The following is a 13,954-nucleotide window of genomic DNA, read 5'->3' as shown; positions in this document are numbered from 1 at the left end:
TAGGAACTACAATATAATTATGGTATATTTATATTAAATTGAATACGTAAAATATTGATTACTAAAATCTAATATTAAGATTTAATCTTTTTCGTAGAAATGATGATGTTACCTAGTTTCTTTTCAAGTAAATGAATCCCTTAGCTGTTATGAAAATAATAAAACACTCAGGATATAAAGTACCTTTTGATAAAGATAAATTAGAACTTTCTCTTAAAAAGTCTGGGGCTAGTGCTGATCTCATAAAGGAAACTTTAGCTGAAATAGAAAGGCAAATGTATGACGGCATAACCACCAAAGAAATCTATAAATTGGCCTTTGCTATTTTAAAAAAAGCATCAAGTGGGCATGCAGCTCGTTACAATATCAGACAGGCTTTGCAAATGCTTGGCCCGGCAGGTTTTTACTTTGAAAAATTCGTTGCTAGATTATATGCAGCCGAAGGATTTAAGACGAAAATAAATTTAACACTACAAGGAAAATGTGTATCGCATGAAGTAGACATAGCCATCATGAAGAATAACATGATAAGTATGATTGAATGTAAATTTCACGGCAGTAAAGAAGGTTCTTCAGATGTAAAAGTGCCTATGTACATACTTTCTCGTTTTAATGATCTTAAAGCGAAAAAACATACTATTTTTTCTAACAGTGAAGCTATCGATTCTTGTATTATAGTAACTAATAATCGTTTTACTAAAGATGCTCAGGATTTTGCTAATTGCAGCGGAATTTCTCTTTTAAGCTGGGATTATCCGCAAGATAATAATCTCAAAAATAAAATAGATAAAGGAACCCTTTATCCTATTACCTGTCTCACAACACTATCAATAGTTGAAAAAGAAAAATTACTTATTCTGGATCAGATACTTGTAAAAGATGTTATTGATGATCCTCAAAGTCTTTATAAAATAGGACTTAGTGAAAACCGAGTTAAAAATACATTGCACGAAGCGTCACAAATTTGTAAACATCATTAAAATGAAAGTAAAATTTATTGGAGGGGCAGGAACTGTAACTGGATCGAAAACCCTTTTAGAAACTAACGGATATAGAATACTTATTGATTGTGGTCTTTTTCAAGGTCTTAAATCACTTCGAGAACTCAACTGGGATCCTTTACCCATTTTACCGTCTACTATAGATTGTGTTCTTCTTACTCATGGTCATCTGGATCATTGCGGCTGGCTTCCTCGATTAATATCTCAGGGATTTACAGGTAGAATATATTGTACTGCTCCAACCAAATCTATAGCCAAATTAGTTCTTTTAGACAGTGCTAAAATTCAAGAAGAAGAAGCCAGTAGAGCCAATCAAAAACAGTATTCAAAACATACAAATCCAGAACCGCTTTATACATTAGAACAAGCTCAGGCCGTTACTCCTTTTTTTGAAGTTGTAGAGCCAAATACATTAGTGCCTATTACAAATGATATCTCCGCTGTTTTTGAAAATGCAGGACATATCATTGGTGCCTGCAGTATTAAACTAACTCTTGAGGATAAAACGCTTGTGTTTTCAGGCGATATAGGGCGAGATGACGATGTGTTGATGTTTGCACCAACAAAACCAATATTGGCTGATTATCTATTTCTAGAAAGCACTTACGGAGATCGGCTTCATCCAGATGTAGATGTAAAAGAAGAACTAGAAACATTAATCAATGCGGCTATTAAACAAAAAGGAACTGTCATAATTCCCGGCTTTGCTGTAGAGAGAGCACAATCGGTAATGTTTTTATTGTGGCAGCTTAAAAAAGAAGAAAGAATTCCTGATGTCCCTTATATATTAGATACCCCAATGGGAGCTAACGCACTGCATGTATTTCTAGAAAATTTAAAATGGCATAAACTCTCTGCCAGCGATTGTCATGAAATGAGTAAAATGTTCTCTATCGTCTCCGAGTTTAAGGAGACTATGCGCATTATTGAAGATCCTCAGCCTAAAGTGGTTATTGCGGCAAGCGGCATGGTCACAGGAGGGAGAGTATTATCATATTTTGAGCATTACATAGGTAATGAAAAAACAACTGTTATTTTTGTTGGATATCAGGCAGAAGGAACCCGCGGAAGAAAACTTCTAGAGGGAGCAGATGAAATTAAAATATATGGGAATTACTATAATGTAAAAGCCAAAATTTTTCAGATAGAAGGACTTTCTGCACATGGAGACCAAAAGGATCTTTTAAATTGGCTCTCTGCACTTGAAAACATTCCGAAATGCGTCTTTTTAGTACATGGTGAAAATCTTCCAGCAGATGAACTACGAATTAAAATTCAGAATCAATATCATTTTAAATGTAATGTTCCATTAATGGGAAATGAAATAGAAATTTAGACATTCTTTTGTTTAAGATTACAGTTTTCTGGATATTTTATTCAAATCAAAAAAATGTCCGATCAACTTAAAATAATTTGATTTAAAACCAGATTTGTAAAAAACATAAAAAAGCGTTTTATTCTTACTTTTTTATATCTCTTTAAGGAATTGAATGATAATTATGTTGTAAAAATGTTGATTTGTTGATATTAAATTTATATTTGTGCAAATAAACAAAGACAAAAAATTAGCTCAGAAAAGGGAAATATTAAAATTGATGAAGCATATTACAAAGAGCTGTTTTATTCTTTGTATCCAAGACTTGTGAGCTACAGTTATGGTTTTGTCAAAGACAGTTTTCTTGCCGAGGAAGTAGTCGGAAATGTTATGTTGCAGCTTTGGGAAAACCGTGTAAAATTTGAAAAGATAATTGATGTTAAGTCTTATCTCTACACGATGGTTCGAAATGGTTCATTTTTGATCTTAAAAAAAGAACAGAAAGGTATCGAATTGAATAATGAATTATCTCACGAAACTTTAGATTTTGATTTTAATATCTTAGAAGAAGAATTATATGCGACTTTAACTCAAGCTTTGAATTCGTTGCCAGAAAAATGCAAAGAGGTTTTTGAACTCTCCTGTATAGAAGGATTGAAATACAAGGATGTTGCCGAACAACTTAATATTTCAATAAATACTGTTAAATCTCAGCGTGCCCGTGCGATAGAGTTATTAAAGGTTAAACTCAAGAATCACTCAGAACTTTTGTTCCTTTTATTGTTTTTATAAAAAAAAAATAAAAAATCTTTCCACCCATTTTTGATATTTTATACTCTTAGTTATATAACATTACTTAAAATGTTAATAACCGATACTTAATATCAAAAAATATGTCTCAAGCAAAGAAAGAATTTGTAATCGCTGCCCTAATAAGAAAGGAACTTCTTATAGGAGAATTGTCGATTGAAGAAAATGCTCTTTTGCAGGAATGGCTTTCTATACCCGAAAATCAAGAATATTATCAAAAAGTTATTGATGCAGAAACTTTAAAATCTAAGGAAAGGTTTTATAAAACGGTTAATACAGATTTAGCTTTTGAAAGAATTAAAGAAAAAATTGATTTTGGAGAAGCGCCTGCAATTTCGCTTTTTGATTATAAAAGGGTATTGAAATACGCGGCAGTTTTAGTTTTTTTAGCGGCAATTTCTTCTGTTTTCTATTATCTGAATAATGATGCTAAAATGCAAAATCAAGAAGTAGTTGTAAAAGATATTGAACCTAAATATAACAATCCAACTCTTGTTCTCGCAGATGGAACAGTTATTTCCTTAGAACCGAAAAAAGAAAAGATCGTTTCTAAAAATGGTGTGATTTCAAATCTAAATCAAGTTTTGGTTTATGATGCAAAAGATGTTAATGGAATGGCTTCAGATGGAGAAAATACTTTGATTGTACCCGTTGGCGGCATATATGCAGTTGTACTTTCAGACGGAACTAAAGTCTGGCTTAATTCAAAATCATCTTTAAAATATCCTGTGAAATTTAGCGGAAATACTAGGGATGTAATCTTGGAAGGTGAAGCCTATTTCGAAGTGAGTAAAAATCCTTACAGTCCTTTTACAGTTAAAACCAAATCTGGAAATGTTACCGTTTTAGGAACACATTTTAATGTAAGTGCTTATCAGGAAGATAAAAAATTTGAAACTACACTGGCAGAAGGAAAAGTAAAAATTTCTCAAATAAGTAAAACCGAAAAAGACGCATCTGTTATTTTAAAACCCGGGCAGCAGGCTAGTGTTCGTAACGAAACTATAAAGGTGGCAGAAGTTGATCCTTACGGTTATAGTGCATGGAAAGATGGTAAGTTTTATTTTGAAAATGAAAACCTGAAAAGTATTTTGGACAAAATGGAAAGATGGTACAACTTTAATGTGAGGTTCGAACAAAAATCATTAGAGCAGATAAAATTCACAGGAATTGTTTTAAAAGACCAGTCAATCGATCAATTTTTGGATATAATTAGAAAAACATCGAATGTAAAATATAAAATAACCAAAATCAACCAAACCTATGAAGTAACCATTAGTAAGTAAAAAAAACCGGAAAATGTTTGCACCATTTCCCGGCTAGTATTTGTTCAGTCGAAAAAAAGAGTTCGAAATCAATTAACCAACCAAAACATTTTAAAAGTATGAAAAAAAACCTATCCGCAAAAGATTGTGGGGTAAAATCCGCGCTTTGGGATAATTTTCTTAGCATCATGAGGAAATCCATAATATTATCAATATTTCTTTTTAATATAGTTGCTTTTGCTTCTGCACAAAAGGTAACTATAAACACAAGAAACAAGTCTATAGCATCTGTTTTAAAAACAATTACAAAAAAAACCAATATAGAATTTTTCTATAGTGATGACGTTTTTGATTCACATAGAATGGTGAATATAACAGTAAATAACGCTGAGGTAATGGCAGTTATAAAAGAATTGATTGGTGATAATTACAAAGCAGAATTTGTAAATAACAAATTGATTGTTATTGCATTAAATCATAAAGCAGCAGTTTCGTCTGTTAATGGGAGCAGCCCGGTCATTAGCCAAAGAAAAATCTCTGGAATAGTTACTGATAATATGGGACTGCCTATAATTGGAGTAACCATTTTAGTAAACGATAACAAGATGGGTACGGTCACTGATTTTGAAGGAAAATATCAAATAATGGCAAATGAAGGCGATGTGGTGAGTTTTAGTTTTTTAGGTTTTGCCGCAAAAAAAATAAAGATTAAAGATCAGCTAGTTCTCAATGTTACTCTTGAACCAACTGCAAATGAATTAAATGAGCTCGTTTTAGTAGGATATGGAAAAATGAGCCGTGATAAAATTACAGGAGCTGTAACAAAATTAGACACAAAGGTATTGCAGAATACCCAAAATGTATCATTTGCCGATGCATTGATTGGTGTAGTTCCAGGTTTGTTTGTTCAGGAAAGTTTTTCTTCTCCAGATTCACCACCAACTATGCTGCTGCGTGGTGTAGGTTCTATAAGCGCCAGTACAGAGCCATTGATTGTAGTAGACGGTGTGCAGATGCCAAGATCTGGTTTAGATGCATTTATGCTAAATGCAGCCGATATACAGGATATTAGTATTCTGAAAGATGCCGCCGCAACTTCCATTTATGGATCTAAAGGAACAAATGGAGTTCTGATCGTTACTACAAAAAGAGGTACCAGAAATACAAAATTAAAGATTGCTTTCAACAGCCGTTTAGGAGTTAAATATGCAGATCAGTCTTTTACTAATGACTTAATGAATGCTTCTCAAAAGTTAGATTTTGAAGAGTCATTGGGATTCTATAAAACAACTCCTGCCTTACTTCAAAAAAGAAGGGCTTCTGGTCAGAATGTAAATTGGGCAGATTTATTATTAACTAACGAAATCAATCGTGAAAATGATATTTCTTTTTCAGGCGGGTCGGACAAGGCTAATTATTACACTTCGCTTACCTATAATAATGTCAATAATATTTTTGGCGGTCAATATAAAAGGTACACCGTGTCAATGCGCGTAGACTATGATTTGAGCAGAAAATTAAAAGTAGGATTTTCGGGAAATTTTGGAAACGTAAATGAAGAGGATAAACGTATAGTGGGATCGCCATTTTCAAATGCCTTTCTTTTAAATCCTTGGCTGGCCATTAAAGATGATGCTGGAAATTCATTGCGATTATTAGATGTTGGTAATTCTACCGGAGTTCCTTATAATCCAATATTTGTAAGAGACAATACAAATGTAAATGGCAACCGAAAAAATATTGGAGGAAGCGCAAATCTTACCTATATACCAGTAAAATGGTTAACCTTAAATGGTATTTTAGGAGCTAATTTCAATACCTCTAAAAACAATAGTTATGAAAATGTGATTGTTAACGGAGGTGCGCTTACTTACAATACCGGTGACAGCAATAATTACACTGGAACACTGACAGCTACTTTAGCACATACATTTCAAAAGCATGCATTTGATATGGTTATGGGGTATGAAGTAAATGAGAGTGAGACCAACAGTTTTTCCGTGACAGCAAAGGATTTTAGTTCTGACGCTGTCCAGACAATAAGTGCTGCGAAAACCGTTGGTGCGATCACAGAACGAAAATCTCAAGCAGGTTCACTTTCGTATTTTTCCCGACTAAATTATACCTTCAATAATAGTTATAACCTTTCACTTTCATTCAGAAGAGATGGTTCTTCTCGTTTTGGGAACAATAATAAATATGCCAATTTCTGGTCCGTAGGGTCTTCATGGGATATGCATAAAGATTTACTTAATGGAAATAAAACAGTAAGCTCCTTAAAATTGAGAGCTAGTGTTGGAACTTCTGGAAACGATTTTATTGGTGATTTTGCTTCTCAATCATTGTATGGTTACAGAAGTCAGATTACTTATGCGGGAAGCACAGCTCCATATCTGACCAGAGGTGAAAATGAAGATTTAACGTGGGAGAAAAACTTTAATGTAAACGCTGGTATCGATTACGGTTTCTTTAATAATCGAATTACCGGAACAGTTGATTATTATGTTAGAACTACAAAAGACCTTTTAAACAATAAGCCAATACCGCTTACTTCAGGTTTCTCAGAACTTGTTTCTAATATTGGAGATTTCAGAAATGAAGGTATAGAAATCAGCCTGCACACTGTAAATATCAAAAATCAGAGTTTTACATGGACAACGGATTTTAATTTTGCTAATAATAAAGGAACGGTTTTATCCTTATCAGACGATAAAGATATTTTATCAAACTCAGGATCTACTGTCTTTAAGGCAGGAAGTGCAATAAGATCTTTTTATATTGTGGATTGGGCAGGAGTAAATCCAGTAACCGGCTTCAATCAATACCGAGCAGTAGATGGAAAATTAGTAGATTTTAATACTAACAGAACCAATTCTAACACTGCCGAAATTAATAATCTTAGACAAGTTATTAATAAAACTTCGATTCCTAAGTACTACGGAGGTTTGACAAACACTTTTAAGTATAAAAATGTAGATATGTCTTTCTTGATTTCATATGCTGCAGGACATTATGTATTAAATGATGGAGTTTATAATTTATACAATAATCCTGCATTTAACCAGCATGTTAATGTGGCGAATGCATGGAAAAATCCAGGTGACCAGTCCGATTTAGCGATAAGACAAGTGTACTTAGTAAGACCGACAGCATCAATGGTATCAGATTATAAAGCATCCTCTCAATTTCTTGAAAATGCCAGCTATATAAAATTGAAAAATATTATGATTGGATATTCTATTGACAAAGAAGTAGCAAAAAAAATAGGAGTAGAGCGTCTTAGATTTTTTCTTCAAGGGCAAAATCTTTTCACTAAATCAGCTGTCAGTTATATAGATCCTGAATATGCTACCGCAGCGGGGGGAATTGGACTTTCTTCTTCTATTGTTAGAGGATACTCATTTGGGGCTAATGTTAATTTTTAAGAAAGCGGATAGTTTAAGTATGCATTTTCATAGCAAGGCATATCAGACAATAGAAAAATCAAATTCTACAGGACAGATAAAATAAACACAATAGAATAGATGAAAACAAATATAAAATTATTATTTGCCACAGTACTGGTTACTTTTTTAAGTGCATGTACTGATGATATTATAAATAAAGAACCCTTAGATGAATTATCACCTGAAACTCTTTTTCAGACAGATGGCGGTTTTAGGAGTGCTCTAGATGGCGTTTACGGGGTTATGAAACAGGATTTTTTCGGTTATTCCCATGGAATTTACAGTATTCCGGAAGCCATCAGCGATGATGTAGTAGGTTCATCCAATTCAAAAGACTATTCCTTTGATGGCAGTTTAGAAAACATTTATCCGCTCGCATATACCAGCACAACAGGAAATATCGAAGGATTTTGGAAAATATCGTATCAGGCTCTAAACAATGTTAATACTATAATTAGACAAGCCAGAAAAAGTACACTTGCCAATAAAAATGTATTTTTAGGAGAAGCATTAGGTATAAGAGCACTTTTGTATTATAATTTATACCGCTTTTATGCTCCGGCTTACAATACTAATAAAACAGCATTGGCAGTACCGTATCGATTTGAAACAGATGCGCTTTTAGATATTAAGCCCCGAAATACTTCAGCTGAAGTTATCAATTACATTCTGGCCGATTTGAATGAAGCTGCGCCTCTAGCTGCCAATACGGTTAATTCTTACCGAATATCAAAAACAGCTATTTATGCATTGCTGGCACGCGTGTCTCATGAAACAGGCGATTACAAAAATGCTATTGTATATGCTAATTTAGCCCTGACAGATACGAGATATAAATTAGATACTACCCTTGCGGCACTCCAAAAAGAATGGGATAAAGATGATTCTGGTGAGATTATGTTTAGAATTCGATTTGAAAATAACGAAACACAGTATACTGCAGGAATCTTTGCTATTCCAGTAATGTCAAGTTATCCTTATTTAGTATCAAATGATTTGATAAGTCTCTACGATCAGAATAAAGATCTCCGATTCTCAGTATACTTTAAAACTCATCCTACAGTCAAAGGAAGCTATTTCCCAAAGAAGCAGGCTGGAACGAGAACAACAAACGCCGCAACATTTGATCCCGGAAATATAGATCTTAAATTAATAAGAGTACCAGAAATGTATCTCATATTGGCAGAATCATATTTAAAGGAAAATAACAGTGCAGTAGCGTTGGTGAATCTCAATAAACTTAGAAACGCAAGAGGTTTAGGTGACTTTTTAGGAGCAGATTTGAATAAAGAAATCCTAAACGAACGCAGGAGGGAGCTGGCATTTGAAGGATTTAGATTCACAGAACTAAAGAGACTTGGCTTAGGTTTTACCAGAGTTGTCGGTGGTGGTTTAGCGCCTAAAGCAGATCGATTTGCTTTACCGATTCCGCAAACAGAAATAGATCGTTCGGGAATTCCACAAAATCCTGGATACTAAAAGACATATCGAGCCCGCATTTCTGTTTAAATAAGTGGGCTCATTATTACATTTTCAAAAAATATAGACACCTAAAAAAATGAAGAAAAAACAACTTCTTATCTGTTGGTTTTTAGTCTGTACAATACTTACGGGGTATTCGCAAACTAAAGGAAATTTAAAAATTACTATTCTTAAAAACGGATTTATTTTTGATAATAAATTTAATAGCAAGAAAGGAAGTATTGTAATGGAAGGAGATAAGATCAAAGACATTTTGTATACTGATGATCTTACTAAATATCCTGGATCCGATGTAATTGATATTACTGGGAAATATGTGATGCCCGGCCTAATTGATTCACATGTTCATTTAGCCACGCAACCCGATCCAGACAGAGCAAAAAACAATAAATACATGCAGGATCAACTCTCCAAAATGATCTATGCCGGAATTACTTCTGTAAGAGACATGACTGGAAATGCAATTATTCTAGCAGACTATAAACGTGCCAGCGCCCTCAATCAACTGCCAGCACCGTCCATTTTTTATGCAGCTCAGTTTGGAGGATCAGCCTATTTCGATTCAATGAGAAAGTATTACAAAGATAAAAGTGATACACCCTGGGAGCAAACTATTACAGAGAAAACGGATATCAAAATTGCTGTTGCAGAAGCTAAAGGAGCTGGGGTTACTGGAATAAAAATATATTCAGACTTGACCTCGGATCTTGTTGAAAAAATTGTAAAGGAGGCAAAACTTCAGGGATTACAAAGTTGGAGCCATGCTGCAGTTTTTCCTGCCACGCCCACTGATATTGCCAACGCGAGAGTAAACAGTATGTCTCATGCGTTTGATATTCCTTATGACTCTGCAGTTGAAGAAATGAATCGTTCTAAAAGACCAGTTATTGATGAAAAAAAACTCGATAAGCTCTTATTGCTGATGAAAAACAACAACGTAATATTGGATGCTACCAATTATATTGGAAACAATAATAAGCTTTATACTGGTGTAACAGTAACTAAAAGAGCTCATGAACTTGGTGTCAAGGTATCTACTGGAACAGATTGGCCTTATTTATTTGAAAAAGATCATGTTGTTCCATTATTCAAAGAAATAAAGATTCTGACAAACGATTGTGGTTTTACAAACAAGGATGTTCTAATAAGTGCCACAATAATAGGGGCAGAAAGTATTGGAGTAGACGATAGAGGTGTTATTGCTATAGGGAAACGAGCAGATCTTTATATCACAAATTCAGATCCTGTAAAGCAGATCGAAAATTTACAAGATGGTTTTATGACCATTAAATCAGGAATTATTTACACTGAAAAAAAATAAATAATTCTAAAACTTATTAACGAAATAAATTATAAAATATAATGAAAAAATGGTATTGTTTAGGCATCATAGCCTTCGTTTTTAATATAAATACTTTTGCGCAAAAAGCTGCAAATGATTATGTACGTCTTTTTGGAAAAATAACAGAGAAAAACTCAGATTCTTTGATTGTGTTTAAGGGCAGAACTAAAATAAAAAGAATCAATGTTAACAAAGATGGTTCTTTTGCAGACACATTGAAGGTAAAGGAAGGTTTTTACGGAATGTTTGACGGTAGAGAGCAAGGCTTTTTTTACTTCAAAAATGGTTATAATATGAAGATTACTTTTGATACCAAACAATGGGATGAAACAATGGATTTTAAAGGAAAGGGAGAAATACCAAATAAATATCTATTTAGGAAAGCCTTATATTCTGAAAAAGCAACTGCAGATAAATCTATATTTAAATTAGGTAACGATGAGTTTACCAAAAAAATAGATGAAATTGTTGCTGGTTACCAAAAAATACTCAAAGAAACCAAAGGGTTAGACGCATCTTTTATTGCTCTTGAAGAAAAGGATTTTGAAGATTTTAAAAAAAGTAGTGTAGACAGATATAATAAAACTACAGGATTAAAAAAGCATCAGGATAAAATTCTGCCAAAATGAATGGCTTCTCCAAAATTCGTCAATTTTGAAAACTTCAATGGAGGTAAAACTTCCTTAGACGATCTAAAAGGAAAATTTGTTTATATCGATTTATGGGCTACTTGGTGCGGGCCATGTAAAAAAGAAATCCCTTTTCTTAAGGTTTTGGAAAAAGAGTTTCACGATCAAAATATAAACTTTGTTAGTATTTCTGTCGACCGTGTAAAAGATCGTGATAAATGGAAAAAAATGGTAACAGATCTTCAATTGACCGGTGTGCAGTTATTCGCTAATGGTGATGATTCTTTCGAGAAAGCTTATGAAGTAAGTGGTATTCCGAGATTTATTTTACTTGATCCGCAAGGCAATATCGTCGACCCAAATGCGCTAAGGCCATCTGATGAAGGAATAAGAAAATGGTTTAAAGAAGCAGGAGTTAAATAATTTACATAAGAAAGGGATTAGCATTTTGCTGTCCCTTTTCATTTTTAAAGACATTAATGCGGCTTACCGAAATATTTGATAGAGTCTTGCTAATGAAAAAAGTTATGTGAATTACCTGAAAAACAATTCTTTTAGATTAGAATTTTAATCGTTATTTTTGACCCTCGAAAAAATAAATTAGAGATTGGATGTTCTGAATAAATCGTGTACTGCGGCCTATTTTTATTGACTTAACGATTTATTGATAATATTCAATACGAACATAATATCCATCTCAAAACCAAACACTGCCATCATGTCTACCGAAAAAATAAAGCTTAATACAATAGAAGAAGCAATTGAAGATATTCGCCAAGGAAAGATAATCATTGTAGTTGACGATGAAGATCGTGAAAACGAAGGTGATTTTTTAGCAGCTGCAGAAAAAGCAACGCCTGAAATGATCAACTTTATGGCTACACATGGACGTGGTTTAATATGTGTGCCTTTAGCAGAAAGTCGTTGTAATGAGCTTGGATTACACAAGATGGTAACTAACAACACGGATCCGTTGGAAACAGCCTTTACTGTTTCAGTAGATTTTAAAGGAAGTGATGTAAGCACAGGAATATCTGCTTCTGACAGAGCCAAAACGGTACTTTCATTAGTGAGTCAGGATACAAAGCCTCATGATCTGGCACGTCCAGGGCATATATTTCCATTAATTGCCAAACAAGGTGGTGTTTTAAGAAGAACAGGACATACTGAGGCTGCGATTGATTTTGCCCGCTTGGCCGGATTTAAATCTGCCGGAGTGATTGTCGAAGTCATGAATGACGATGGCACTATGGCAAGATTGCCGCAATTGGCAGAAGTTGCTAAAAAATTTAATTTGAAATTAGTTTCCATCGAAGCGCTTGTTGCCTATAGAATGCAGCATGACAGCCTGATTGTGAAGAAAGAAGATTTTGATATTGAAACCCGTTTTGGAACGTTTAGACTTAGGGCTTATCAGCAAACAACTAACAAACAAATCCACATTGCGCTTACCAAAGGAACTTGGAATGTTGGGGAACCAATTCTAACGCGAATCAATTCTACAACAATAAATAATGATATATTGGGTACGCTTACCAATGATGCTGACAAAAAGCTGGATAGCATGTTTCAATTGATCAATCAGGAAGGCAAAGGAGCTGTTTTGTTTATCAATCAGGAGGCTCCGCCAACAGACTTCATAAACCGTTTGTTAGAATTGAAAGTTTTACAGGCTGAAGGCGAATTCAAAGCACCACAAATAAAGATGGATACTAAAGATTTTGGTATTGGTGCACAGATATTGCACGATATTGATATCTCCAAAATTAGATTATTGTCGAATTCAGAACAAACCAAACGTGTCGGTATGATCGGATACGGATTAGAAATTAAAGAGTACGTTAAATACTAGTTTTTTGTATTTGTAATAATTTCCGGAAACTACTTAAAGAAATCCTTCAAATATATTTAGAAGGATTTTTTATTTTTGGATCATATTCGTTATATGCAAACAAAAAGAAGAAAAGGTTATCTCACGACGAAGTGAAATAACCTTTTTTTTATTTGAGCGCCTATCTGAGCGCGTGTTTCAAATATTTAATTTTAAAACTTATTTTAGTTTTAAGGTTTGTTTTTCTTCGTTTATTTTCTTTTTCAACCTGTTTTGGTAATTTCTTTTTTTCTTTTCATCGGAGCATTCATTTTTTGAAAATTTATTGTTTAGATCGACTAGATCTTTTTACTACTTGTCTTTTAACAAGAGAAGAAAGTTGTTTAATACGGCTATAAGCAGATTGTTTTTTAGGTGTATAAATAAGTCAGATTTAAGTAAAGATATTTGTATTTACATGTTTATCAATGTAAATATAATAGTTAGCAAAATGACAATTGATAATTTGTTATGAGACATCTCCAAATCAGAGTTCAATTATTCTATAAAAGGTTACGGCTAAAGAGCTATTTTAAAAAGAAGAATATATCATAATTGATTGAAGTGTAAAACGTAAGGTTTTGAGATAAAATTCAAATAAGGTCATTTATAATTCGAAATAAAAAAAGTAAAACAAAGTAAAGTGTATTCTTTTTTGATCGTGTTTTCTGCTTTTTTTATTTTGTATGTGAAAAATAAAATTATAAGTACTTATAATTATGTTATGTTTAAAATGAGGCTGTTAATAGAATATTAATTTAGGCTTTTACGACTTTTTTTGTTAAATCTTATTT

General features: G+C 33.3%; 10 protein-coding genes. All 10 read left to right on the top strand.

Annotated features, from left to right (window positions below; genetic code table 11):
* Positions 1 to 131: 131 nt before the first annotated feature.
* Positions 132 to 980, top strand: coding sequence for an ATP cone domain-containing protein (locus tag B0A75_RS08250; RefSeq protein WP_244284362.1), 849 nt, complete (start codon positions 132 to 134; stop codon positions 978 to 980).
* A gap of 1 nt (position 981) precedes the next feature.
* Positions 982 to 2,337 (top strand): MBL fold metallo-hydrolase, encoded by a 1,356-nt coding sequence (locus B0A75_RS08245; protein ID WP_089053819.1) that lies wholly within the window; start codon positions 982 to 984, stop codon positions 2,335 to 2,337.
* A 195-nt stretch (positions 2,338 to 2,532) separates the two neighbouring features.
* The gene (locus B0A75_RS08240; protein WP_089053818.1) at positions 2,533 to 3,108 is read left to right on the top strand and encodes an RNA polymerase sigma factor; all 576 of its coding nucleotides are present in this window, start codon (positions 2,533 to 2,535) and stop codon (positions 3,106 to 3,108) included.
* A 101-nt stretch (positions 3,109 to 3,209) separates the two neighbouring features.
* On the top strand, positions 3,210 to 4,412 hold the full coding sequence (locus B0A75_RS08235; RefSeq protein WP_089053817.1) for a FecR family protein: 1,203 nt from the start codon (positions 3,210 to 3,212) through the stop codon (positions 4,410 to 4,412).
* A 98-nt stretch (positions 4,413 to 4,510) separates the two neighbouring features.
* Entirely contained in the window at positions 4,511 to 7,816 is a 3,306-nt protein-coding gene (locus B0A75_RS08225) for a SusC/RagA family TonB-linked outer membrane protein (protein ID WP_244284361.1), read from the top strand.
* Positions 7,817 to 7,915: 99 nt separating this feature from the next.
* Positions 7,916 to 9,316: a RagB/SusD family nutrient uptake outer membrane protein gene (locus B0A75_RS08220; protein ID WP_089053814.1), complete on the top strand. Its 1,401-nt coding sequence runs from the start codon at positions 7,916 to 7,918 to the stop codon at positions 9,314 to 9,316.
* Positions 9,317 to 9,395: 79 nt separating this feature from the next.
* Positions 9,396 to 10,640 carry an amidohydrolase family protein gene (locus tag B0A75_RS08215; RefSeq protein WP_089053813.1) on the top strand — a complete coding sequence of 415 codons (1,245 nt, stop codon included), beginning with the start codon at positions 9,396 to 9,398 and terminating at the stop codon, positions 10,638 to 10,640.
* A gap of 41 nt (positions 10,641 to 10,681) precedes the next feature.
* Complete coding sequence (locus B0A75_RS08210; protein WP_089053812.1) at positions 10,682 to 11,290, top strand: hypothetical protein; 609 nt, start codon at positions 10,682 to 10,684, stop codon at positions 11,288 to 11,290.
* Positions 11,291 to 11,713: a TlpA family protein disulfide reductase gene (locus B0A75_RS08205; RefSeq protein WP_089053811.1), complete on the top strand. Its 423-nt coding sequence runs from the start codon at positions 11,291 to 11,293 to the stop codon at positions 11,711 to 11,713.
* A gap of 295 nt (positions 11,714 to 12,008) precedes the next feature.
* Positions 12,009 to 13,142 carry a 3,4-dihydroxy-2-butanone-4-phosphate synthase gene (gene ribB / locus B0A75_RS08200; protein ID WP_165765102.1) on the top strand — a complete coding sequence of 378 codons (1,134 nt, stop codon included), beginning with the start codon at positions 12,009 to 12,011 and terminating at the stop codon, positions 13,140 to 13,142.
* Positions 13,143 to 13,954: the final 812 nt, after the last annotated feature.

Origin of the sequence: Flavobacterium oncorhynchi (assembly GCF_002217355.1) — a bacterium.
Taxonomy (GTDB): Bacteria; Bacteroidota; Bacteroidia; order Flavobacteriales; family Flavobacteriaceae; genus Flavobacterium; species Flavobacterium oncorhynchi.
The sequence above is the reverse complement of the archived record's forward strand: the minus strand, read 5'-3'. Positions and strand labels throughout refer to the sequence as shown.